This is a genomic window from Arthrobacter sp. NPDC080031 (genome assembly GCF_040702485.1).
In the GTDB taxonomy this organism is placed as follows: Bacteria; Actinomycetota; Actinomycetes; order Actinomycetales; family Micrococcaceae; genus Arthrobacter.
In genome coordinates this window covers 88,630-111,789 of record NZ_JBFBLA010000017.1, presented here as the reverse complement: position 1 = coordinate 111,789, position 23,160 = coordinate 88,630, and the positions used below count along the sequence as shown (strand labels likewise).

25 protein-coding genes and 1 pseudogene are annotated in these 23,160 nt (G+C 63.7%); 17 read left to right on the top strand and 9 right to left on the bottom strand.

The genetic code is table 11. The annotated features are described in order from the left end of the window. Nucleotides 1-179, top strand: a pseudogene (locus AB0323_RS15470) (HNH endonuclease); the annotation flags it as partial. Nucleotides 180-542: 363 nt separating this feature from the next. Beyond that, on the top strand, nucleotides 543-1,649 hold the full coding sequence (locus AB0323_RS15465) for an IS110 family transposase (RefSeq protein ID WP_366178100.1): 1,107 nt from the start codon (nucleotides 543-545) through the stop codon (nucleotides 1,647-1,649). 295 nt (nucleotides 1,650-1,944) lie between these two features. On the opposite strand, the gene pgsA is transcribed toward AB0323_RS15465, so the two are convergent. The 5 genes from pgsA to AB0323_RS15440 all read right to left on the bottom strand — a co-directional run bounded on the left by pgsA (nucleotide 1,945) and on the right by AB0323_RS15440 (nucleotide 7,415). After that, the gene (gene pgsA / locus AB0323_RS15460; protein ID WP_366178099.1) at nucleotides 1,945-2,574 is read right to left on the bottom strand and encodes a phosphatidylinositol phosphate synthase; all 630 of its coding nucleotides are present in this window, start codon (nucleotides 2,572-2,574) and stop codon (nucleotides 1,945-1,947) included. Next, nucleotides 2,567-3,190 carry an HIT domain-containing protein gene (locus AB0323_RS15455; RefSeq protein ID WP_366178098.1) on the bottom strand — a complete coding sequence of 208 codons (624 nt, stop codon included), beginning with the start codon at nucleotides 3,188-3,190 and terminating at the stop codon, nucleotides 2,567-2,569. Before AB0323_RS15455 ends, pgsA begins: the two co-directional genes overlap by 8 nt. Nucleotides 3,191-3,219: 29 nt before the next feature. Beyond that, entirely contained in the window at nucleotides 3,220-5,229 is a 2,010-nt protein-coding gene (gene thrS, locus AB0323_RS15450; RefSeq protein WP_366178097.1) for a threonine--tRNA ligase, read from the bottom strand. A 246-nt stretch (nucleotides 5,230-5,475) separates the two neighbouring features. Beyond that, nucleotides 5,476-5,760, bottom strand: a complete 285-nt coding sequence (locus tag AB0323_RS15445; RefSeq protein ID WP_364542318.1) for a YegP family protein — start codon at nucleotides 5,758-5,760, stop codon at nucleotides 5,476-5,478. A 47-nt stretch (nucleotides 5,761-5,807) separates the two neighbouring features. Beyond that, complete coding sequence (locus AB0323_RS15440; RefSeq protein ID WP_366178096.1) at nucleotides 5,808-7,415, bottom strand: S53 family peptidase; 1,608 nt, start codon at nucleotides 7,413-7,415, stop codon at nucleotides 5,808-5,810. A 219-nt stretch (nucleotides 7,416-7,634) separates the two neighbouring features. Here AB0323_RS15440 and AB0323_RS15435 point away from each other — a divergent pair, with 219 nt between their 5' ends. From AB0323_RS15435 to AB0323_RS15420, 4 genes are all read left to right on the top strand, one after another. Continuing rightward, nucleotides 7,635-9,035, top strand: coding sequence for a glutamate decarboxylase (locus AB0323_RS15435; RefSeq protein WP_366178102.1), 1,401 nt, complete (start codon nucleotides 7,635-7,637; stop codon nucleotides 9,033-9,035). 43 nt (nucleotides 9,036-9,078) lie between these two features. Then, nucleotides 9,079-9,945, top strand: coding sequence for a class II glutamine amidotransferase (locus AB0323_RS15430; protein ID WP_366178095.1), 867 nt, complete (start codon nucleotides 9,079-9,081; stop codon nucleotides 9,943-9,945). Nucleotides 9,946-10,034: 89 nt separating this feature from the next. Next, on the top strand, nucleotides 10,035-10,187 hold the full coding sequence (locus tag AB0323_RS15425; RefSeq protein WP_172465612.1) for a hypothetical protein: 153 nt from the start codon (nucleotides 10,035-10,037) through the stop codon (nucleotides 10,185-10,187). 69 nt (nucleotides 10,188-10,256) lie between these two features. Continuing rightward, on the top strand, nucleotides 10,257-11,147 hold the full coding sequence (locus AB0323_RS15420) for a helix-turn-helix transcriptional regulator (protein WP_366178094.1): 891 nt from the start codon (nucleotides 10,257-10,259) through the stop codon (nucleotides 11,145-11,147). A 7-nt stretch (nucleotides 11,148-11,154) separates the two neighbouring features. Here AB0323_RS15420 and AB0323_RS15415 read toward each other — a convergent pair whose 3' ends face one another. The 3 genes from AB0323_RS15415 to AB0323_RS15405 all read right to left on the bottom strand — a co-directional run bounded on the left by AB0323_RS15415 (nucleotide 11,155) and on the right by AB0323_RS15405 (nucleotide 13,523). Continuing rightward, entirely contained in the window at nucleotides 11,155-11,571 is a 417-nt protein-coding gene (locus tag AB0323_RS15415; RefSeq protein ID WP_366178093.1) for a hypothetical protein, read from the bottom strand. 203 nt (nucleotides 11,572-11,774) lie between these two features. Further along, nucleotides 11,775-12,755, bottom strand: coding sequence for a cation diffusion facilitator family transporter (locus tag AB0323_RS15410; RefSeq protein WP_366178092.1), 981 nt, complete (start codon nucleotides 12,753-12,755; stop codon nucleotides 11,775-11,777). A gap of 36 nt (nucleotides 12,756-12,791) precedes the next feature. Further along, nucleotides 12,792-13,523 (bottom strand): DUF72 domain-containing protein, encoded by a 732-nt coding sequence (locus tag AB0323_RS15405; RefSeq protein ID WP_366178091.1) that lies wholly within the window; start codon nucleotides 13,521-13,523, stop codon nucleotides 12,792-12,794. Between the two features lie 77 nt (nucleotides 13,524-13,600). On the opposite strand from AB0323_RS15405, the gene AB0323_RS15400 reads away from it, so the two are divergent. The 7 genes from AB0323_RS15400 (at nucleotide 13,601) to AB0323_RS15370 (ending at nucleotide 18,310) form a co-directional block, all read left to right on the top strand. Then, entirely contained in the window at nucleotides 13,601-13,804 is a 204-nt protein-coding gene (locus AB0323_RS15400) for a hypothetical protein (protein ID WP_366178090.1), read from the top strand. Then, nucleotides 13,801-14,322 carry a DUF6328 family protein gene (locus AB0323_RS15395; RefSeq protein ID WP_366178089.1) on the top strand — a complete coding sequence of 174 codons (522 nt, stop codon included), beginning with the start codon at nucleotides 13,801-13,803 and terminating at the stop codon, nucleotides 14,320-14,322. Before AB0323_RS15400 ends, AB0323_RS15395 begins: the two co-directional genes overlap by 4 nt. 280 nt (nucleotides 14,323-14,602) lie before the next feature. Continuing rightward, nucleotides 14,603-14,905: a hypothetical protein gene (locus AB0323_RS15390; protein WP_366178088.1), complete on the top strand. Its 303-nt coding sequence runs from the start codon at nucleotides 14,603-14,605 to the stop codon at nucleotides 14,903-14,905. A gap of 56 nt (nucleotides 14,906-14,961) precedes the next feature. Continuing rightward, on the top strand, nucleotides 14,962-15,660 hold the full coding sequence (locus AB0323_RS15385; protein ID WP_366178087.1) for an SRPBCC family protein: 699 nt from the start codon (nucleotides 14,962-14,964) through the stop codon (nucleotides 15,658-15,660). A gap of 78 nt (nucleotides 15,661-15,738) precedes the next feature. Next, nucleotides 15,739-16,008 carry a hypothetical protein gene (locus tag AB0323_RS15380; RefSeq protein WP_366178086.1) on the top strand — a complete coding sequence of 90 codons (270 nt, stop codon included), beginning with the start codon at nucleotides 15,739-15,741 and terminating at the stop codon, nucleotides 16,006-16,008. 44 nt (nucleotides 16,009-16,052) lie between these two features. Then, nucleotides 16,053-16,400 (top strand): hypothetical protein, encoded by a 348-nt coding sequence (locus AB0323_RS15375; protein ID WP_366178085.1) that lies wholly within the window; start codon nucleotides 16,053-16,055, stop codon nucleotides 16,398-16,400. A 17-nt stretch (nucleotides 16,401-16,417) separates the two neighbouring features. Continuing rightward, complete coding sequence (locus AB0323_RS15370; protein WP_366178084.1) at nucleotides 16,418-18,310, top strand: transketolase; 1,893 nt, start codon at nucleotides 16,418-16,420, stop codon at nucleotides 18,308-18,310. Nucleotides 18,311-18,347: 37 nt separating this feature from the next. Here AB0323_RS15370 and AB0323_RS15365 read toward each other — a convergent pair whose 3' ends face one another. Further along, nucleotides 18,348-19,424: a LacI family DNA-binding transcriptional regulator gene (locus AB0323_RS15365; RefSeq protein ID WP_366178083.1), complete on the bottom strand. Its 1,077-nt coding sequence runs from the start codon at nucleotides 19,422-19,424 to the stop codon at nucleotides 18,348-18,350. A gap of 146 nt (nucleotides 19,425-19,570) precedes the next feature. Between AB0323_RS15365 and AB0323_RS15360 the strand changes: the two genes are divergently transcribed. From AB0323_RS15360 to AB0323_RS15345, 4 genes are all read left to right on the top strand, one after another. Then, nucleotides 19,571-20,452: an ABC transporter substrate-binding protein gene (locus AB0323_RS15360; RefSeq protein WP_366178082.1), complete on the top strand. Its 882-nt coding sequence runs from the start codon at nucleotides 19,571-19,573 to the stop codon at nucleotides 20,450-20,452. Nucleotides 20,453-20,527: 75 nt separating this feature from the next. After that, the gene (locus AB0323_RS15355; protein WP_366178081.1) at nucleotides 20,528-21,316 is read left to right on the top strand and encodes an amino acid ABC transporter permease; all 789 of its coding nucleotides are present in this window, start codon (nucleotides 20,528-20,530) and stop codon (nucleotides 21,314-21,316) included. Further along, on the top strand, nucleotides 21,313-22,092 hold the full coding sequence (locus tag AB0323_RS15350; RefSeq protein WP_366178080.1) for an amino acid ABC transporter ATP-binding protein: 780 nt from the start codon (nucleotides 21,313-21,315) through the stop codon (nucleotides 22,090-22,092). Before AB0323_RS15355 ends, AB0323_RS15350 begins: the two co-directional genes overlap by 4 nt. After that, complete coding sequence (locus tag AB0323_RS15345) at nucleotides 22,092-23,135, top strand: Gfo/Idh/MocA family oxidoreductase (RefSeq protein ID WP_366178079.1); 1,044 nt, start codon at nucleotides 22,092-22,094, stop codon at nucleotides 23,133-23,135. The genes AB0323_RS15350 and AB0323_RS15345 overlap by 1 nt, the downstream gene beginning before the upstream one ends. The last annotated feature ends 25 nt before the right edge of the window (nucleotides 23,136-23,160 follow it).

The following is a 23,160-nucleotide window of genomic DNA, read 5'->3' as shown; positions in this document are numbered from 1 at the left end:
GCGGCACCACCAGCACCGACAACGGCACCCTCCTGTGCAGCCACCACCACCACGTCATCCACAAAGAACACTGGACCATCACCACCAAATCCGGCGTGCCCTGGTTCACACCCCCGCCCCACGTCGACCCCCGCCAAACACCCCGACGCAACCACCACTTCAGACCCACCCGGACATAAACCGGCCAGACAAGAAACGCGCCGGGGCGAAAACGCGCCAGGGTGAAAACGCGCCTGTTTAGACGATATGAAGGAAGGGTTGCAGGTCCTGCCCGTCCGGGCCGGCCATTTTCGCCGGGGCGGTCCCGCAGCGCCCGGCTTGAGCGTTCTCCGCTTGCCTCCCGATGAAGGGGCGCGCTGCGGGGCCTGATCCCCGGCGGTGATGTCCTTTGTCCCGGACGGGAAGGGAACGGCCGAGAGGGTTGTGGGGCCGGGGCCTTCTGTTTCACAGGGCCGTGGGTTGCCATTAACGGCTCCCTTGGCCTGACGGCTCCTCGGGAGTGCAATGGTAGTGCCACATGTGAGGTTTGGGAGGTCCCGGCTATGTTTGAGCATACTTTCATTGGTCTGGATGTTCACGCGGTCAACGTGGTGGGCCATGCGCTGAACCCGGCCACCGGCGAAATCACGCAGCACACGATGCCCGCTGACCCTGCGATGGTGCTGGAGTGGATCCGCCGGTTCGAGCCGCCCGTCAGGGTCGTCTACGAATCAGGACCCACCGGGTTTGTCCTGGCCCGTTACCTGCGCGCCGCAGGCATCAACTGCGTGGTCGCGGCATCCTCGAAACTGCTCCACGCCCCCGGGGACCGCATCAAAACTGACCGGCGCGACGCCCGGGTGCTTGCCGAGATGCTCGCCGTCGGCTCGGTGACCGAGGTGCGGATCCCGGCTCTTGAGGAAGAAGCGCTGCGGGATCTGTCCCGGCTGCGCGCAGGCGCGGCCAAAGACCTCGCGCACGCCCGCCAGCACGTGAACGCCGTCCTGCTGCGCCACGGCATCCGCTATCCCAAGGACAACAGGTGGACGAAGGAACACAGCCTGTGGCTGCACCGACAGCGTTTTGAGGAACCAGCGCTGCAGTTCACCTACGAAGCAGATGTCGAGCAGGCCGAGCTGCTCGCCGGGCATTTGGCGCGCATCGACAAGCACGTCGCGGCCACGGCCGCGGCGTGCCGCTACTCCCCGGTGATTGGGGCGTTGATGTGCCTGCGGGGCATCCAGATGACGACCGCGTTCGGGCTGGCCGTGGAGATCGGGGACTGGACGCGGTTCACCGGTTCCTCCATCGGCTCCTACCTCGGGCTGGTGCCCAGTGAGAACTCCTCGGGCCAATCCCGGCACCAGGGCCCGATCACCAAGGCCGGGAACACTTATGCCCGCAAACTCCTCATCGAAGCCGCGTGGCAGCACCGGCGCCCCTACGCCCGGCCCGGGGAACGCCTGCTGCGCCAGCTCGATCTCGTCGCCCCGGCAACCCGCATCCGCGCCCTGGAAGGAAACCACCGGCTCCATCACAAGTGGGAACACTTCGATGAGCGGCACAAAATGTCAGTCAAGGCAAACACCGCGATCGCCCACGAACTCGCTGGCTGGTGCTGGTCGCTGGCCGCCCCGCTCCAGCAAGGACAACACATGAACGCGGCCTGACGTGAACGTGCCCCCGGAGGTGGCGGAAGTGAGCTGGCAGCACACGGAGCGAACTCGGGACCCGCCTATGAGCACACGGATGACCCACCGTTGGACGCTCGACCTTAGACACCGATAAAGCTCCAGCCGAACAAATCGTCATGCGGTAACCAACCCGCGCATGTCAGCCTGGACACTGCAGTCGAGAAAGACTCGCCAACACCCCCGCCACGACCGGCCGGCACACGATGAGCGGCCCCCGGAACCAACAACCAGGAGCCGCTCATCCATGCCTCTTGACAACCAGACCTACATATCAGGCGGGCGTCCCGCCGTCGACGTCTGCCATCGCCTGTTCGCGGACGGCCGCCATCCTTTGGACGACGGTGACGCCCGTAGCGGCGGCGAGCAAGACAAGGGTCACCAGCAAGACGACGGGAGGCAAGCCGAGTCCGGTCAGACCGGTGACGAGGAGCACGGAAATGAGTCGCTCCGCGCGTTCGGCGATGCCCACATTGGCGTAGAAGCCCAGCGATTCAGCTTTGGCGCGGGCGTACGAAACCACCATCCCGAGCACCAGGCAGGCCAGGGACGCGATGGCGATCGTGCTGTTCCCGCCGCCCGTGAAGAACCAGATTGCGACGCCGGTGAATATGGCGCCGTCTGCCAACCGGTCCAGCGTGGAGTCGAGGAAGTTTCCCCACGGGCCGCTGCGTCCCTGTTCCCTCGCCATAATGCCGTCTATGACGTCGGACAGGGCGAAAACGGCGATCAGCAAAGAACCCCACCAGAGCTGGCCCAGGGGGTAGAGAATCAGGGCGCCGAGAATGACCCCGGCGGTCCCGACGACGGTAACCGCGTCGGGCGAGACGCCCACCTTGAGCAGGAACCGGGCAAGGGGTGAGAACAGCCCGGTGAAAAACCCGCGGGCATGCCGATTAAGCATCCGTCTCCCCGGACAGATCCGACCCGGACAGATCCGACTCTTCAGGCCAGGCGTCGGCCACCTGCTGGCGGACTTCGCCGAGCGTCTGCGTCACGGCCTTCGTCTGGGCGATGATGGGAAAGAAGTTTCCATCCCCACCCCAGCGCGGAACCACGTGCTGATGCAGGTGGGCGGCGATTCCCGCCCCGCCCGCCACACCTTGGTTCATGCCCAGGTTGAAGCCGCTCGGGTTGGCCACCTTGCGCAGCACCCGCATTGCGGTCTGCGTGAGTTCCGCCATTTCCGCTGTTTCCTGCACCGTGATGTCCGTGTAGTCCGGAACATGGCGGTATGGGCACACCAGTAAATGACCGGGGTTGTAAGGAAACAAATTGAGCACCACGTAGCACGTCTTGCCGCGGCGCACGATGAGGGATTCCTCGTCGGTGCGGCTCGGTGCCACGCAGAAAGGGCAGTCGTCCTGGTCTTTGAACTGGTTCTGCCCGCCCTTGATGTAGGCCAGGCGGTGCGGAGTCCACAGGCGCTGGAAGGCATCGGGAACACCTGCCAGGCCGAAGTCGTCAGTCACTTCGGCATCGCCCGGATAATCAGCTGTCACGCCCGTGTTCTCCTGCACTGTTCCCTGCCCCCGCGGTGTCCGACTCGTCAGCTCTCGCGGTTCTTGACGGCGTCCACAATCCTTCGGACGGCCTCGGCAACGGGTACACCGTTGTCTTGGCTGCCGTCACGGAAGCGGAACGACACCGCACCGGCCTCTGCGTCCTCCCCGCCGGCAATGAGGACGAAGGGAATCTTGTCCTTGCTCGCAGTGCGGATCTTCTTCGGGAAACGGTCCGAGGAAATGTCTACCTCGGCACGGATGCCCGCAGCTTTGAGCTGGCCGACGACGTCGAACATGTAGTCGTTGAACGCCTCCGCCACCGGAATGCCAACCACCTGCACGGGCGAAAGCCAGGCGGGGAAAGCCCCCGCGTAGTGTTCGGTGAGTACGCCCATGAAGCGCTCTACCGAGCCGAACAACGCACGGTGGATCATGACCGGCCGCTGGCGGGTGCCGTCGGCGGCCTGGAACTCCAACTCGAAACGCTCAGGCAGGTTGAAGTCCAGCTGGATGGTGGACATCTGCCAGGTGCGGCCCAGCGCGTCCTTGGCCTGCACGGAGATCTTGGGACCGTAGAACGCTGCTCCACCCGGATCCGGCACCAGTTCCAGACCCGAGGCCTCGGCTACTTCGGCCAAGGTACGGGTGGCTTCCTCCCAGGCGGCGTCTTCCCCAACGAACTTGTCTTCGTTCTTGGTGGACAGCTCAAGGTAGAAGTCGTCCAGTCCGTAGTCCTTGAGCAGGCCGAGGACAAAGTTCAGGGTTGTGGTGAGTTCGTCCTTCATCTGCTCGCGGGTGCAGTAGATGTGGGCGTCGTCCTGTGTCATGCCGCGCACGCGGGTCAGCCCATGGACAACACCGGACTTCTCGTAGCGGTACACGGAACCGAATTCAAAGAGCCGTAGGGGCAGTTCCCGGTAGGAGCGCCCGCGTGAACGGAAGATCAGGTTGTGCATGGGGCAGTTCATCGGCTTCAGGTAATAGTCCTGGCCGGGCTTGCGCACGGTGCCGTCGTCGTTCAATTCCGCGTCGATGTGCATCGCCGGGAACATGCCTTCCTTGTACCAGTCAAGGTGGCCTGAGACTTCGTAGAGATGTCCCTTGGTGATGTGCGGGGTGTAGACGAACTCGTATCCGGCGTCGACGTGGCGCTGGCGCGAATAGTCCTCCATCGCCTTGCGGATGATCCCGCCCTTGGGGTGGAACACCGGCAGGCCGGAGCCCAGCTCATCCGGGAAGGAAAACAGGTCCAGCTCCGCGCCGAGCTTGCGGTGATCGCGGCGCTCGGCCTCGGCGATGCGCTCCTGGTAAGCCTTCAGCGCGTCTTTGGTAGGCCAGGCGGTGCCGTAGATGCGCTGCAGCTGCTGGTTGTTCTGGTTGCCCAGCCAGTATGCCGCCGAGGAACGGGTCAGGGCGAAGGCGTTGGAGATCAGTTTGGTGTTGGGCAGGTGCGGGCCGCGGCAAAGATCGCACCAGACGCTTTCGCCGCTCTTGCGGTCCACGTTGTCGTAAATGGTGATGTCCCCGGCGCCCACCTCGACGTTGACGCCCTCGCCGGCGTCGGCGGCGTCGTTCTTCTTGCCCAACAGCTCGAGCTTGTAGGGCTCGCCCTTCATGGCTTCGCGGGCTTCGTCTTCGGTGACGACGCGGCGCACGAACTTCTGGTTCTGGTTGATGATCTTCTGCATCATCTTCTCGAGCTGGCGCAGGTCTTCGGGAGTGAAGGCCTCGGCAACGTCGAAGTCGAAGTAGAAGCCGTCTGTGATGTAGGGGCCGATTCCGAGTTTGGCGTCCGGACGAAGCTGCTGCACGGCCTGGGCCATGACGTGCGCGGTGGAGTGGCGCAGGACGTTCAGGCCGTCCGGCGAGTCGATGGTGATGCCGTCAACCTGGGCACCCTCGGGCAGCACCTGGTCAAGGTCCTTGAGCTCGCCGTCGACACGGGCCACTACGACATCGCGGCGCTCGAAGAAGAGTTCCGCGCCGGTGGTCCCTTCCGTCACCTTGGTCTCTTCGCCATCCACGATGAGGGTGATCTGCTGGGCATCTGACACGGGTGTCTCCTATTCATTGATAAGGCTTCATAGCTTGTGGCGTACGGGGACCACAGCCAGCCATCGTCCATCGTATCCGCTCCGGCTGGGGCAGCCAAAGCAGGCGCGGGCGTGCCGTTTTTCGCCGAGGAGACGCGGCGCAGGACGGCTATTTTGGCATAGGTTATTGCTGCCCGTGCAACCCGTCATAGGGAGGACTGTGGGTCTGGACTGTGGTGCGGTCCGCGAAACCGCCCTAACGCTGGGCTACATTCGGCCTGCGGCGCTTCTCACTTCGTGTTTCCGCCATGCCGGTTGGTGGAGCAGATGCAAGCGGTGGGCCTGCCGCTCAAGGGACGGGGTCCACCGGCCATGGCTTCTGTCCTTGACCAGGGCGGTTCCGGCGATCTCCCGGAGAGTCGATATCCCGCGGACAGCCGACTGTTTGGTGGCAAAAGTTGTGGACATCGCCAGAATGTCGCCGTCGCCGTCGCGTAGTGCAATCCTGTACCCATCGTCGGGTCCGTCGATCAGCTCAAAGTATCCAGCCATTGTGTAGCCTCCTTTGAAACCTGCGGTTGTAAAGGACACCAACCAGTCTACCGAGCCAAGCCCCCGGCTTGAAGCCTGGCGAGGAGGGCACTGCCGTCCGGACTGCCCAGGCCCGTGCAGGGATCCCAGCCGGTCGCGGCATGGTAGCTTCCGTTGGAGCCGGTGGTGATGTCGTGGAACCCCGACGCCGGCTGGGTGCCGTTTTGGTACAGCAGCGGCTGGATCAGCCCGAAGCGCCTGTTGGTGGCCTGGGCGAGGCGGACGACGAGGGCCGCCCAGAGCGGTGCGACCGCACTGGTTCCGCCGATCACCATGTCTTTCCCGTCGACGCGCACCCGGTAACCGGTCTGCGGGTCGGCAACGCCGCTGACATCCGGGACGCCCCTTCCGGCCTTCTTGGGCGCAGGCTTGTGCTTGGCGTGTCCCGAGATGCCGGACTGCCAGGAGGGAGCCGGAAAGACGTCGCTGTATCCCCCGCCGGTAGCCGAGTTGGGGCCGTCGTTCCAGACAGTTTCCGCGTTGATGACTCCCGTCGCGGTGTCTGCTTGAAGGCGGGTTCCGCCACAGGCCAACACATGCGGGCTCGACGCCGGGAAATCGGCGTGATCCTTGTTGTCCGTTGCGCCGTCCGCACTGCCGTTGTCCCCGGCTGCGGCTGTCACCGTCACCCCGAGGGCGGCAGCATCGGCCATGGCCTGGTCGAAGGCCGTCCGGGCTTGGGCGGTCCAGGCGTCTTCGCTCTGGCCCCAACTGATGCTGATCGCGGCCGGCGCCGGATTTGCATGGGAGGCTGCGACAATCGCATCCAGGAACCCGGCGTCGGTGTTGGGTGCGAAATAGACCACGATGTTGGCCTTCGGCGCCAAGGCGCCGACTACTTCGATGTCGAGCAGGACTTCCCCGTCGGCGCCCGCCGGATCCTGCCCCGGCTGGTTCGCCCCGCCGTCGACTCCCACCGCGGTGACGCTCGGCGTCGCGATACCTAGGCCTTGGAAGTAGGTGTCAAGGTCTTGCTGTCCGAAGCCGCCGCCCAGCTCAAGGATGGCAACGGTTTGGCCCGTTCCGTCCGTCCCCTCAGGGAAGTTGTAGATCTTTCCCAGCTGGGGCGGGGTGTAGCTGGTACTGGCCGCGGCCAAGGGAATGGCGCGGAATTGGGCCCGGGCTTGCGGCCGGTCGTCGAGGCCGAGGACGGCGACCACGACGCCGTCGAGGGCTGCAGGCACTTGGAGGCCCCCGGTGCGATGCCTGTGGGTGACAGCAGTGCCATCCGGGCTGCGACTCGTCAGCTCGTCAAGGGACGTCCCGAAGATGCTGCCCATCCGCTCCACGGTTCCAGCCAACCGAATCCTGCGGCTGGCGCCGTCCGACTCCACAACGTCGAGACCGAGGTCGGCGAAAGTGCGTACAGCCAGATCCAGGTCTGCGGCCGATGCGCCGTACCGGGAGGCCAGTTCGTCCAGCGAAAGCGCCGCAGCCGGAACCTCGGGCATTTCTTCCCGGCGCCTCAGGATGACCGTCGCCTCGATCCGACGGGAAGGATCGACGGGACCGAGAACGTCCCGGACGCCCGGAGCGGGAGCCCGGTTCGATCCCGGCAGCGGAACACTTTGCGTTTCCCCGGGCTGCGGATTTTCCGGAGTGTCCTGCATCGACATTGGTGCCTCCTAGGCTCGCTGTGGGAGAGCTTCGTCCCTGCGATTATGCACCAGCAGCCACTTTGGCACCATGGCGCGGAACAGGAACGGCCACTGGGGCCGCCTCGAGCGATGACGGCTTGAAGGGCTTGGGCACGGCGGCCGCCCACGGTAGCGTGGGGCCTTGGCGGGCCATGCCACAGCAACGGCCGGCCCAGCGGCGAGTCAAAGGAGCGAACCATCAATAGGTCACACCGAACATCAGCCCATGAACCCGACACTGCAGTTGAGTTGAACCCGGTGTTCAGCCGACCGGGAGAATCCACTATTTTCCCACGGTTCACCATTCCGGACGGTGAGTCCCTTCCTTCGACTGCCTATCAGGTTGTCCACGACGAAGCCATGTTGGACGGCAACTCCCGCCTGAACCTGGCGACGTTCGTTGGGACGTGGATGGAACCGGAAGCGTCGAAGCTGTACGCCGAAACGTTCGACAAGAACATGATCGACAAGGACGAATACCCCCAGACGGCCTTGATCGAGACCCGCTGCTGGCGGATGCTCGCCGACTTGTGGAACGCGCCCGATCCCGCCAAGTCCATTGGGACCTCCACGATCGGATCCTCCGAGGCGTGCATGCTGGGCGGCCTGGCCTTGAAACGTCGCTGGCAGCATGCCCGCCGCGCGTCCGGCCTTTCCACCGACAAACCCAACCTGGTCCTCAGCTCGGCCGTGCAGGTGTGCTGGGAGAAGTTCTGCAACTACTGGGACGTCGAGGCCCGCTACGTTCCGGTGTCGAAGGAACACCAAATGCTGGACGGCTACGAACTGGACAAGTACGTGGATGAGAACACCATTGGCGTTGTGGCCATCATGGGTGTGACGTACACGGGGGTCTATGAACCCGTGGAAAGAATCTCGGCGGCGCTGGACGAGATCCAGGAAAAGCACGGCTTTGATGTCCCGATCCACGTCGACGGCGCCTCCGGAGCCATGGTTGCGCCCTTCCTGCAACGGGAGACAGTCTGGGACTTCCGTCTGCCGCGGGTTGCCTCGATCAACACATCCGGCCACAAGTACGGCTTGGTCTATCCCGGCTTGGGCTGGATCATTTGGCGGGACGAGCAAGCGCTCCCCGAGGACCTGATCTTCCATGTCAGCTACCTGGGCGGGAACATGCCAAGCTTCGCCCTGAACTTCTCACGCCCTGGTGCCCAGGTACTCCTTCAGTACTACCTGTTCCTCCGGCTCGGATACGAGGGATACAAATCCGTTCAGGCCAGCTCCCGCGACGTAGCGCTCTATCTCTCAAGTGAAATAGGGGCGATGGAGCCGTTTACTTTGTGGAGCGACGGATCGGACATCCCGGTCTTTGCCTGGCAGCTCACGGACGGCTACACGGAGAACTGGAACCTTCATCACTTGTCCGAACGGTTGCGGATGAACGGATGGCTCGTCCCTGCCTACCCCATGCCGGAGGGATTGAGCGCGATCACAGTCCAACGAATCGTTGTCCGCAACGGTTTCACGCGAGACCTCGCATCCAGTTTCCTGGCCGATCTCAAGAAGGAAGTGGCCTACCTGGACGGCCTCACCTCACCGATGCCCTCAGGCGGGCAAACCCAGGCGTTCCATCACTAGCCGGCACCTTCAAGCCCGGCCGCTTCAAGGAAGGATGTGTGCCATGTGCCGGTTGTTCGGCTTGCATGCCGGTTCGCAGGCAGTCCGGGCCACATTCTGGCTTCTGGACGCGCCGGACAGCCTCGCCGACCAGAGCCGGCGCGAGCCCGACGGCGCCGGCATAGGCACCTTTGACAGTGACGGTAAGGCCCACGTGGCCAAACAGCCACTCGCCGCATGGGAGGACCACGCCTTTGCGCGTGAGGCGCGGGTCCTGAAGAGCACGACGTTCCTGGCCCACGTGCGGTATGCCAGTACCGGCGCCCACACCATGGTCAACACGCACCCGTTCGAGCAGGACGGGAGGTTGTTCGCGCACAACGGCGCCTTTGGCGATCTTGAACGGCTTGACCGGCGGCTGGCTGAGTTCGGCGTTGCGGATCTGGTCAAGGGCCAGACCGACAGCGAGCGCCTCTTTGCACTGATCACCGCGGAGAGCAGACGCGCGGATGGCGATGTCGGCGAAGGTATCATCCAAGCGATCAGCTGGATCGCCAAGGAGCTTCCGGTATTCAGCCTGAACCTCATCCTGACGACGGCCTCCGGGCTTTGGGCAGTCAGATACCCGGACACGCATGAGCTGCACATTCTGCAACGTTTGCCTGCCCGTTCCAGCGAGGGAGCTCCCCTCGACGCACGGAGCTCCCGCATCCGCGCCCACAGCAAGGATCTGGCCCGTTCCGGACACGTCCTCATCGCCACCGAACCGATGGATGCGCACCCGGAGTGGAGGGCGCTGACCGCCGGCGCACTGGTCCACGTCAATGCGGATCTGGCTGTGACTATCAGCCAGCCCTTCCCGGCGGCTCCGACGCATCCGCTCTCCCTGTCCGACCTCTCCCCCTCCGCAGCCGCGTCCCAGAAGCCGTGATCCTGGACCATAAAGCAACGCTAGGCGTCTTAGCCGGAAGGCCGCGTGTTCATCGCTTCCGTGGGGCCCGCCGCACATAAGATCGATCCATGACCGCTGAAGTCGAATCCGAAACCGCCTTCGTCCCGGCCGTCCAACTCGACGGGCAAATGAGCATCAACGACGTCCTGCTTGAGTTGGGGCGGGAACCCGTGGTGTACCCGTCCGCGAACGCCGACGCCGGGGACTTCCACATTTTCTAGCACCGGGGGTTGATAGAGGTACTGGCAGGGACTCCCTCAGGGACCTGAAAGGTCACTATCGTTGACCGCATGGACAACCGGAACGACGCCCGCGATTTCCTTGCTTCCCGGCGTGCGAAGATCACCCCCGAGCAGGCGGGGCTGCCGACGTCGGGCGGCAACCGGCGAGTACCCGGGCTCCGTCGCGGGGAAGTCGCAACCCTGGCCGGGGTAAGCGTTGAGTACTACACCCGGCTGGAACGGGGAAACCTTGCGGGAGTGTCGGAAAGCGTCCTGGAAGCGTTGGCCAGGGCGTTGCACCTTGACGAAGCTGAGCGCGCACACCTGTTCGATCTGGCCCGCGCCGCCGGAACAAGCAAGCGGCAGCGTCGATCTGCGCCGCAACATCTTCGACCGAGTGTCCAATTTGCCCTCGACGCCATCACTGACGCTCCCGCATTTGTCCGCAACGCACGCATGGACATCCTCGCCGCCAACAGGCTCGGCCACGCATTGCACTCCGAGATGTACGTCAACCCGGTCCGGCCGGCCAACTACGCGCGATTCATTTTCCTGGATGAAGGACGGGCCCGGCGGTTTTTCCCGGACTGGGAACTCGCTGCCAACAACATGGTGGCCATCCTGCGGACCGAGGCCGGCCGCGACCCCTTCGACCGCGGGCTAAGCGACCTCGTCGGAGAGCTTTCGACCCGCAGCGAGGAATTCCGCACCCGCTGGGCCGCGCACAACGTACGCCGCCACTACAGCGGTTTCAAGCATTTCCATCACCCCGTGGTGGGCGAACTCCGGCTGCTGTTCGAGGCGATGGAATTGTCGGCGGACACGGGCCTCTCCCTGTTCATCTACCCTGCGGAACCTGGTTCCCCCTCGGCAGACGCCCTGCGCCTTCTCGCGAGCTGGGCCGCCACACAGGAACTGGCAGAGCAACCCCAAGCCGCACCTACTGCAGGTGGGGTGTGACGGCAGCCTAGGGTCTCGGGGACCGGGGGCCCTCCTCGTCGCCTTGATCGTCGTCCCTGTCCCGACGGCCCTCCGCTCCAGTCTGGTCCGAACGGTTGCCGGCATCGGGGTCCAACTCTTCTGCCCGGCGCAACCTGTCCTGGGAGACTTCGTTGGCCCGTTCGGCAGCCCTCTGCTTGTCCATGGCCTCCTTGTGCAACCGTTCCGCTTCGCTCTCGGCCCGGGCGGCGTCGGCCGCCGCCCGCGCGGCTTCAGCGTTGCGCTCATGAGCTCCGAGGGCGTCGGCACGGGCCTTCTCGCGAAGGTCCGCAGCGCGCTTGCGGTTAGCGGCGTTCTTTGCACGGCGCCCGTAAACGACGACGGCGACGATCACCGCAATGATCACAATCGCCACCACGATCCAGATCCATAGTTGCGCGTCCATTGCAGCTCCCCTCGAAATTCGGCTGTGCTTCCGGCGCGCCGGTTCTATCGTTCGGCCGACCCTGCCGTTGGCCAGCTGGGATCGGCGTCCCCTGACCGTGCGCGGATGCCGGTCACTTGAGTCAACAACTTTGAGTGCAGCATGGCACGAGTGGCGTGTACTTGTTTTCGCGAGGGCCGCGCCCCCGGATTGCCGATGCTGCCTTACTCAACGGCCGGCGACGGTTGCGGAACGCCAAAGGTCAAAGAGGGTTCGTCGGGGGTGGCGAGGGTCAATACGGCTTCCTCGACCGTCTCCTCGTCCTCAAGTTCGCGTTCGACGCGGCGCAGGGCGACGGCTACTTCATGTTCCCGGAGGTCACCCTTGATGTCTACCGCCGCCACGAGGTACAGCTTTCGCGGACCGACAAACTCCAGGTGCAGATACGTCAGGCGCTCGATGTCCCGGTGTTCCATGACCCTGGTCGCCATCGACTTCTCAAGTTCGGGCGTAACGCCCTGGCCGACGAGGAAGCGACGATTGCGATCAATCAGCACCACCGCGATGACACCGAGGAGGATGCCGACAAAGATGGATCCGAGCGCATCCGGAAGTGGCGAGCCAGTGAGCTGGTGCAGGAAGATCCCCAGGAAAGCAATCATCAAGCCGATCAGAGCGGCACTGTCCTCGGCGAAGACCGCACGCATAGTGGGATCCGAGCTCTTGAGCACCTGCTCCAAAGTGCGGCGTTCAAGCTCCCTCGCGGACTCGCGAGCCTGCCGGAACGCCTGGACGAACGAACCACCTTCGAGGAGAAAAGATATTGCCAAGACAATATAGGCGACCGCAAAATCGCTGGCGGGCTCCGGTGCGAAAAGCTGTTGGACGCCGTGCATCACGGACACAACGGCACCCGCGGTGAACAAGCCAAAGGCCGCAAACATCGACCACACGTACGCTTCCCTGCCGTAGCCCATCGGATGGGCCACATCCCGCTTCTTCGAGGATCTCCTCTCAGCCACCAGCAGGAAGACCTGGTTTCCGGTATCGGCCCAGGAGTGTGCGGACTCGGCGATCATCGAAGCGGAGCCAGTAAGTATGGCGGCGACAGTTTTTGCCGCGGCAACCAGAATATTTGCCGCAAAAGCCAAGATCACGGTCATAAAGGATGAAGGTGGCATCCCGACCTTCTTGGTTTCACCCATGGAACCTACCGTACCCAACAACCGTCGGGGGCACGCCTAGTGCGCGGCGAGGTAGGAACTAAGGGTGCGGGCGTTACGGACTGCGTTTCCGCCGCCGTCGTTGTTGAAATAGACGAAGACGTCCTTGCCCGCCCTCTCCCATTCCGCAATTCGGTCCGCCCACCAGCGCAGGTCCTGCTCGGAGTATGAACCTCCGTAGAGGTGGTGGTGATCCGGCCCATGCATCCTGATATAGACAAACGGCGCCGTGGCCCGGAGGACGCAAGGCAGGTCCGCGCCGCTCATGACGCAGTAGGCGGTTTGGTGCTTTTCAAGCAGCTCGTAGACGGCCTCTTCATGCCAGCTGTGATGTCGGAATTCGACGGCGACCTTCATCCACGCCGGGAGGAGGTCCAGGAAATAGGCCAGCCGGTCGTCGTCGCGCTCCATTCCCGGCGGCAGCTGGACCAGGAGGACTCCGCGCCTGTCCCCGAGTTCATGCCACGCCGAAGTGATCCTGCCGATCCAGGCTTCAGGGGCATAAAGGCGCTTTGCGTGGGTGAGCCCACGGGGCGCTTTAACCGAAAACACGAAGCCTTCCGGTAGCCGGCGTCGCCAGCTGGCGAACGATGCATCGCGCGGCCACCGATAGAAACTCGCGTTGAGTTCGACGGTGCTGAACTGCTGCACGTAGTAAGCGAGCCGGTTGCGGGAGGGAGCGCCGGCGGGATAGAGCACGTGCTCCCAGTGGTCGTAGCTCCACCCCGATGTCCCTACGTGGGTTCCCATTCGCCCAGCCTATGGTCAACGTCGCCTAATAAGTAAGCTGATGACATCCGGAATTGATGAGAGGTTGGTCGAAGGCCATGCGATTCGGATCGATTTTCGGGCTGATCGTGGTGATCTGGCTCGTCATTGGAGCGGTAGCCGCGGGACAGCGAGGCTACTTCAGCGCAGTTCCAGCGCAGTGCTCCCAGTTCGCAACGATTAGCCTGAATATTGTTGCCGGTCCCCTGAACTACATGGGACTGAACCCTGTGGCAGGCTGCGAACTGCCGCGGCCGTCGTGAGCGGGGCGGAAGATCCTCTACTCCCCCGGCCGCCTGGCGACACCAGGCATGAGTCAGAGGACCAGCGTATGGACCGCAATTGGAATGAGCTGCTCCAAGAGATGCGTGTCCTTCAAACGGGCGTCCAAATTATCGGCGGCTTCCTGCTGACCCTTCCGTTCCAGCAGCGATTCGGCACCCTGACCGAGCTGCAAAAAGGGTGGTTTCTCCTGCTGGTTGTCCTGGCGACCATGACCACCGGCCTCATGCTGGTTCCGGTCAGCCTGCACCGCCGGCTCTTCCAGCATCACGTCAAGTATCGGCTGGTGGCTGCAGGGGACATGATCGTCAAGGCCGTCGTGGCTTGTGTATCCCTGCTGATCGCAGGATGCGCCGGACTGATCTTCAGTGTTGCCGTGGGACCGGAGGCTGGCCTCGCTGCCGGCGGCAGTATGCTTGTCGCCCTCGCGGCGCTCGTGCTGCTGTATCCGCTGCTTTCCTGGTCTCCCCGGCGTACTAAAGCAGAGCCGGAGCCCTAAGTCGCAGCCCAGAAAACGAGCTGGTGGAGGCCGTTTCGATCAACATAGTAAGTTTACTGATCAATTTCCCGGAAGCCATGGACAAGGGGCCGTCCGGCCTACTAGTTTCGATGTGGAAGCACGCTCAAGCGACCGTCGAAGGAAGGCCATCGTCCTTCTCTTCGGGCCAAGGTCCGGGGTCCCTGAGGCCTTCCTCGCGGTCGGCGACCGAAGACGTCTTGAGTAGCCGGTTCTTGATTTCCACCAACAGGTTCAACCAACACGGAAGGACAGTATGGACATGGACGAGCAGCATACAGCCGAGGAAGAGGAAGCCGGAGGCTACGGAACTCCGACGCCCGAACAAGAGATGCAAGGACGCGGGGGCCAGCAATCGGATCAGCCCAGGGAAGACTCCTCGACGCCAGCAGACGACGACGGTCCAGCCGTGGTGCCATCGGCAGATGCCGAACTGGACGATTCGAACTCCGAGGGAAGCAAGCCGGGGAGCTCGTTCTCGTCCGAACCAAAGGGCGATGCAACAGGGCTGCCCAGGGATGAGTCCCCGAAAGACGACGACGGCGAAACCTTCGACGCCGGCTAGATCGGCTCAACGACCACCAACCTCCGCAAGAACGAGCGCAAGCAAGGAGCATGAAAATGGCTACGGTTAACCGAACAATCGAGGTAGAAGTTCCCGTTTCAGTGGCTTACAACCAATGGACCCAGTTCGAATCCTTCCCGGAATTCATGAAGGGCGTGGAAGCGGTCGAACAAATCGACGAGACCGCCCTGCATTTTTCCACCAACGTCGGCGGAGTCAAGCGCGAGTTCAACGCCCAAATCCTTGAGCAGGTCCCGGATTCACTGGTCAGCTGGGCCAGCATTGACGGACCAAGGAACGCGGGCACGGTAAGGTTCGAGCCTCTTGGCGCAGACCGTACGCGCGTGAGTGTGGAGATCGAATGGGAGCCGGAAAGCTTTGCTGAAAAGGCCGGCTCACTGGTGGGCATCGACGATATGCGGGTTTCAGCCGACCTCGACAAGTTCAAGAAATTCATCGAAGAGCGCGGCTACGAAACGGGCGGTTGGCGAGGCTCCGTGGCCGCCGGAGACGTCGACGACTCAGGGGCCGCAGTCTCCCCCGCCGCTGCCGCTTCGGAGCTGCCCGCCGTCGATCCCGACTTGACGGCCCCGGCGGCTACGGAGGCGGCCGACGGCGGTGACGCGACCCGCGTCGGCCAGTACACCGAGGGCGACTACGGCACGGAACACGTCTCGGATCTCCCCGCCGAGCGGGTCGAAGGCGATTACACCACGGAAGAAATAGAAACACGTCCCCGTCCGTCGGATCGCTGAGCCCCGTGGGGCCGGCCACGAACACGCCGGCCCCACGACGGTCCGCCCCGGATTCATTGACGATTCGAGGAGTAAACCATGAGCGAGTTCCCTCCCGACCCGACCCGGGACCCTGACCCCACCCGTGAGCCCGGTCCAAGCCCGACGCCGGACCCGGTGCCGTTGCCGGAACCAGGGCCGACGCCCGTGCCGACCCCGGGCCCTGAGCCCGAACCCGGGCCGGGCCCAGGAACCCCCGAACCGGTTCCGCTGCCCGAGCCGGGACCTACCCCCGTCCCCGAGCCGGGCCCGGACCTTCCCTCCCCGCCATCGCGGCCCTTCGAAGAGCCGCCTCTCACCCTCTTGTGACCTGGCAGTTCGCATAGCTTGACTGGAGAGATGGAGGTTCAAACATGGCTGTGAAACTCAACAAGAAGGCCTTCGATCATGCGAAGAGCCTGATCCAGGAAAACAAGGTGGTCCTCGATACCCGGGACGACTGGAGCGAACACGCGCCGTCGACGCAGGATGAGAACAAATTCCTGGATAAGAACGGGAGCGCCGAATATTCGAAATGGTTTCTCGGCATAGACGATGAGCACTCCGAGGGGCAGAAGGGACGCTACAAATTCCCCTATGGAGACTTCAAGAAGATTCATCGATGCGCCGTGATTTCAGGTGAGAGCAGGGCTAGCCAATACGACCATGACGATATTCGCCAAGCCCTCGGGAAATTGCTCGAGCGGCTCGACGAGCACTAAGCAGAGAGGGACCGGGCATGTCAGAGACCAGGACAACACCCGCGGCCAGATTGGAAACCGAAGAAGCGGATTCCATCGGGGCCCTTGCGACGCAATTGCGTGTGGATTCCATCAGGTGCAGTACCAACGCCGGCTCGGGTCATCCCACGTCGTCGTTGTCGGCCGCGGATCTCATGGCGGTCCTCCTCACGCGACACCTTCGCTACGACTGGGAACGGCCGTTGTTGCCGAACAACGACCACCTCATTTTCTCCAAGGGGCATGCTTCACCGCTTCTGTACTCCATGTACCGGGCCGTGGGCGTCGTCGAGGAAGATGAGCTGCTGAACACCTATCGCCAGTTCGGCGCCCGGCTTCAGGGCCACCCCACCCCGGTTCTGCCGTGGGTCGATGTGGCTACCGGTTCGCTGGGACAGGGGCTGCCGGTCGCCGTCGGGGTAAGCCTCGCAGCGCGTTACCTGGACAAACTGCCCTTCCATACCTGGGTGTTGTGCGGAGACAGCGAACTGGCTGAAGGGTCCATCTGGGAGGCCATCGACAAGGCGGCCTACTACAAGCTCGGCAACCTCACCGCCATCGTAGACGTCAACCGGCTTGGCCAAGACGGCCCCACCGAACTCCAGTGGGATATGGATGCCTACACCAAGCGGGTTGAGGCCTTCGGGGCCAGGGCAATCGTCATCGACGGTCATGACCTTGGCCAGATCGACGACGCCCTGGGCCGGGCCCGAAGCGAAGCCGAGCAGCCGACGGTCATTCTGGCCAAGACGATCAAGGGCAAAGGGGTACCTGAGATCGAAGACCGGAACGGCTGGCACGGCAAGGCGCTCCCGGCGGACATGGCCGGGAAAGCCATCGCGGGCCTTGGAGGGCCAAGCAGCGTCCAAGCGACTACCCGTCTTCCGGAGCCGGGCACACCGGCCATCACGCCGGGCGCCAAAGCCGAGGTCACGCTGCCGCAGTGGAAAGCCGGCGACAAGGTGGCGACCAGGGCAGCCTTCGGTGCCGCGGTCTCCGCGCTTGCGGTCCGCCCCGAAGTGGTGGTCCTGGATGGCGAGGTGGGTAATTCGACCCACGCCGGGGACTTCAAGGAAGTGGCCCCCGAGCGGTATTTCGAAATTTTCATTGCCGAGCAGCAACTCGTCGCCGCCGCCATCGGCCTCTCTGTCCGCGGCTACGTGGCCTTCGCTTCAAGTTTCGCGGCTTTCCTGGTTTCGCGGCCATTCGACTTTATCCGCATGGCCGGAGTCTCGGAAGTCGACATCCGGCTCGTCGGCACGCATGCCGGTGTTGAAATCGGGCAGGATGGCCCATCGCAAATGGCATTGGAGGACATTGCCGCCATGCGGGCCGTGCACAGTTCCACCGTGCTTTATCCGGCTGATGCTCCGTCCACAGTGCAGCTCGTGAGCGCCATGGCAGACACGCCCGGAATCTCCTACCTTCGCGCCACTCGTGGAGCCTATCCCGTGATTTACGGGCCGGACGAACAGTTCCCCCTTGGCGGAAGCAAGGTCCACGGAGCCAGCGCCGATGACCAAGTGGCGCTTATCGGCGCGGGCGTCACACTCCACGAATGCCTCGCGGCCGCCGAGGAACTGGCCCAGTCGGGAATCAAAGCCCGCGTCATCGACCTCTACTCCATCAAGCCGATCGACGTGGACACCCTGCGCCGGACGTGCCTTGAAACTGATGGCCGGATTGTCGTCGCGGAAGACCACTACGCACAAGGCGGCATAGGCTCGGCCGTCCTGGAAGCCCTCGCGAGTGCCAACACTCCGAAACTCCATCTGGCACTGCTTGCCGTAAGGGAACTGCCGGGTTCCGGCGAACCCAAGGACCTGCTCAATGCCGCCGGCATTTCCGCACGCCACATTGCCGCCGCCGCCCGCGACCTCGTCATGGAGTGAGGCGGCAACACCACGACCGCCAGCAGACTGGACGGATCTAGACCGTCGCGGTGCGCGGCATTGCGACCGATCCCCGCCGGATCAGGCTGGCGGAAAATCCAGCTACGTTGGCCGCGGGCTTGCGGCCCTCGATTTGCCGGATCAGCGCGCCGGCAGCGGCCACGCCCATCTCGTACACGGGTTGGGCAATGACGGTCAGCGGGGGGCTGGTCAGGCGTGTCCAGGAAAAGTCGTCATACATCAGGAACGAAATGTCGTCCGGGATTGAGAGGCCCAGCTCCTGGATTGCCTCGACGACGCTGAGTGCTATCAGGCCGTCGGACGCCACAATGGCAGTGGCCGGCTCGGGCGCGAGGAGAAGCCCGCGAGTGATGGCCCGGATGGAATCCGCGTCGCCGGCGTTGAGCCTCACCTGGTCTTCGGAGAAGTTCAGTCCTCTTTCCGCGAAGGCGCGCTGCATGCCCTCCAACCGTTCGGAGATCTGCGAGGAGTCCAACACCATTCCGGTCCGGTACGGGGTTTCCGCTTTGAGGGTAGAGATGAACGCGATCCGGCGGTGGCCGGCCTGGAGGAGATACCGGGTGGACTCGAAGGAAATCCCGGCCATGCTCACTGCGATGGTCTCCACATCCAGCCCCTCGGCCTTCCGGTCCAGGAGGACCAAGGGCCGTCCGGATTCGTGAACGTGCCGTAAATGTTCTGTTTCAACAGACGACGCGGGGGCGACGATCAGTCCGTCCACCCGCTTGTCGAGCAAGACGCGGACTGCCTCGATTTCTGCACTGACTTCCTCGTCGGTGTTGATCAGGATGACGTTGTAGCCGCTCTTTTTGGCAGTGTCCGTGATACCCCTCGTCGCCAGTCCGAAGTGCGGGTTTTCGATGTCGCCCACGACGACCCCGATCGTGTTCGATTTCCCCGTATTCATGCTGCGCGCCAGTTCGTTGGGCCGATAGGAAAGCTCCTCTGCCGCCGCAAGAACGCGCCCCCGCACATCTTCGCTCACCGCCCCGTAATTTCCCAGGGCCCGCGCCGCCTGGGCTTTGGACACCTGTGCCGCCTTCGCGACGTCGGCCACGGTAATCTCTCGCCGCCTCGAACTGTTGCTGCTCATGGATGCCTTTCGAAGGGCCTTGACGGCCTGTGTGGTTTGGGTTACATTTTTCGCAACCCCTTGTGAGTCCGGTCTCAATCCTAGCCACTGAGACCGGACTCAACAAGAGGAATCCCGAAAGGCTTCAAGGCCGCTTACCGCTTCTCATGATTGGAAAATTTGCTGTGACTAAACGACTGAACTTCCGCCCAGGGGTGATCGTCGCGGCTGCTGTCGCAGCCCTCCTGGCACTGAGCGGGTGTGGCGGGTCGACCCCTGCCTCGTCGTCGACCGCTGGAAACCCTTATGGCCTCATCGAACCCGGCACCATCCGCGTCGCCAGCCTGGGAGATGCCAAGCCCTACACGTTCACGGACGCCACCGGAAACTTCACCGGTTTCGACGTCGAACTGTTCAAGGATGTCGCGCACCGCGCCGGAGTGGACAAGGTCGTCTTCACCGGACAGGACTTCTCGGCGATCCTGCCGGCCGTCGCCAACGGCCAGTTCGACGTCGGGGTCGCGGCCATCGGCATCACGGACAAGCGCAAGCAGACCGTGGACTTCTCCAACGGCTACCTCGCCGGCTACCTGACCGTCCTGACGACCAAGACCTCAGGGATCAAGGATGTCAATGGCCTGGCTGGAAAGCGGCTCGGCGTGGTCCAGGGCACCCTGCAGGAAGCGTACGCGGTGAAGAATTTCCCCACCGCAAACCTGGTGCGCTTCCCGGACAACAACTCCGCGATCTCGGCCGTGAACAGCGGTTCGGCTGACGCGCACTTCCTTGACTACGAGGCCGCCAAGTCCTACGAACAGCAGTTCGGCCTGGTCAGCGCCGCCGATATTCCCTCCTTTGACGCACCGGCCGGCTTCGCGCTGGCCAAGGGCAAGACCGCCCTCAAGGACGCCCTGAACAAGGGACTGGCCGCGGCGATGGAAGACGGCACCTGGAAGAAGCTGTACCAGAAGTGGTTCCCCGGCTCCCCGATGCCGGAGCAGTACCTGCCCAAGGCTGAGCAGACCGCCAGCCCTTCGCCCAGCAAGTAGCCCAACCGTCTAGCGGGCGGGCGGACCATTCGTGGTCCGCCCGCCCCAACAGCCACCTAAGTCTGAGAGCAAACCATGGACTGGTTAAGCACCATCACACGTACATTCTTCGATTTCGGCGCGATGGCCGAGGTCTTGCCTCAACTGATCGGCGTTGGCCTGCTGAACACGCTGATCATTTCGATCTCCGCCACGATCATTGGCGTCGCACTCGGCATGGTAGTTGCCGTCATGGGGATTTCATCCTCCGCCTGGCTGCGGGTCCCTGCCCGCATCTACACCGATCTGTTCAGGGGCCTGCCGGCCATCCTCACCATCCTGCTGATCGGCCAAGGCTTCGCCCGGCTAAGCCAGTCGATCTTCGGCCCCTCCCCCTACCCGCTCGGCATTATCGCGCTGAGCCTTATCGCCAGCGCCTACATCGGTGAGATCTTCCGCGCCGGCATCCAAAGCGTCGACAAAGGCCAGGGCGAGGCGTGCCGTGCCCTGGGCATGAGCTACGCCAAGTCGATGCGGCTCGTGGTAGTGCCGCAAGGCATCCGCCGCGTGTTGCCGGCTCTGGTGAACCAGTTCATCGCCATCGTCAAGGACTCCTCGCTGGTGTACTTCCTCGGCCTGCTGGTCAGCGAGCGCGAGCTCTTCCGGGTGGGCCAGGATGCCGCCGTGCTCGCCGGAAACCTGTCACCGCTGGTCATGGCCGGCGTGTTCTACCTCGTCATCACCGTCCCGCTGACCCACCTCGTGAATTACTTCGACAGCCGCTTCCGCACGGGCCGCCGTCGTCCGAGCGCCCCGAGCAGCGGCCTGAAGGAAGTCACAGAACTCGACGCGGCATCGCCGCTGATCACCGGGAGCAACACATGAGCGCCAGCACGAGCACCAACAACAACACCGCCGCCGGTGTCCAGACATTCCACGGTTCCAGCCTGGAGCTAAGAAACCTGACCATGGCGTACGGCGACATCGAGGTGCTGCGCAACGTCAGCCTCAATGTTGCGCCCGGCACCACCACCTGCATCATCGGCCCCTCCGGATCCGGCAAGTCGACGCTGCTCCGTGGCGTCAACAGGCTCCACGAACCCAAGAGCGGCGACGTCCTCCTGGCCGGTGAAAGCGCGCTCACCGTCAAACCAGACATCCTGCGCAGCCGCATCGGCATGGTTTTCCAGCACTTCAACCTCTTCCCTGACCACACCGCCCTCGACAACGTGGCCCTGGCGCTCTGGAGCGTGAAGGGAATGTCCAAGGCCGCAGCCAGGGAACGTGGCCGCCGCAGCCTCGCCGAAGTGGGGCTCGCCGAACGCGCGGACCACCGCCCCCGCGATCTCTCCGGTGGCCAGCAACAGCGTGTCGCCATCGCCCGGGCCCTGGCCATGGAACCCGAGGTCATGCTCTTCGACGAAGCCACGAGCGCACTGGATCCCGAACTCGTCAAAGGTGTGTTGAACCTCATGGCCGGCCTGGGACGGCGCGGCATGACGATGCTGGTTGTCACCCACGAAATGGGCTTCGCCCGGAAAGTCGCCGACCAAGTGGTCTTCATGGATGAAGGAGAAGTCGTGGAGTCAGGCACCCCTGCCGAACTCTTCGACAACCCCCGCAGCGAACGGCTCCAACGATTCCTCTCGGAAGTGTTGTAATGCTGAACCCTGCCCCCGCACCCATCCGCACGGCCGTCGTCGGATTCGGCGTTTCCGGAAAGGTCTTCCATGCGCCCCTGATCGCCGCGGACCCGGGTTATTCCCTCGACGTCATCGTCACGGCTGATCCGCAGCGTGCCGCGGAAGCGGCAAGACTTTACCCCGGCACGCGGATTGTCCCCACCCCGGAAGCGCTTTTCGCACTGGCCCCGGACCTGGACCTCGTGGTCCTCGGCACTCCCCCGCTTACCCACTTCGATCTCGCCGCGACTGCGATCGCCCACGGTCTCGACGTGGTGGTGGACAAGCCCTTCGCAACAACGTCGGCTCACGGTGAAGAGCTCATCGACAGAGCGTCCGACGCCGGTGTGCGGCTGACGGTGTTCCAGAACCGCCGGTGGGACGCCGATTTCCTGACCCTACGGAAGGTCTTGCGGGAAGGTGGCCTGGGAGAGGTCCGAAGCTTCGAATCCCGATTCGAGTGGTGGCGCCCCGAAGGCTTCGGCAATTGGCGGGACAGCGCGTCCCTGGCCGAAGGCGGCGGCATCCTCCATGACCTCGGTGCCCACTTGATCGACCAGGCCGTGCAGCTTTTCGGTCCGGTCGAAGATTGCTACGGGGAGACCGCAAACCACGGACAAGACCCGGCCGGCGCCGATACCGAGGCTTTCGTATCCCTGCTCCACATCTCGGGAGTGCGGACCAGGCTGTGGATGAACGGCATGGCTGCCCAGGTAGGACCACGGTTCCACGTCCTCGGTTCGAAGGCCGGCTACACCAAGTGGGGACTGGACAGCCAGGAGGCGGCGCTCGCAGCCGGCATGTCGCCGTCGGACCCCGCCTATGGCGTTGACCCCGTAAGTTCATGGGGCGTCCTGGGGACTGACGGAGACCGTGAGCCCGTGCCTGCCCAAACCGGCGCCTACCCCCGGTTCTATGCCGACCTCGCGGCTGCCATCCGGGGGCATGGACCGTTGCCCGTGGATCCCGCGGAATCATTTGAAACCCTCAAGATCATCGAAAGAATCCACGCCTTCGCGTAGGCAGATCTTTCCAGCGATGCCATCG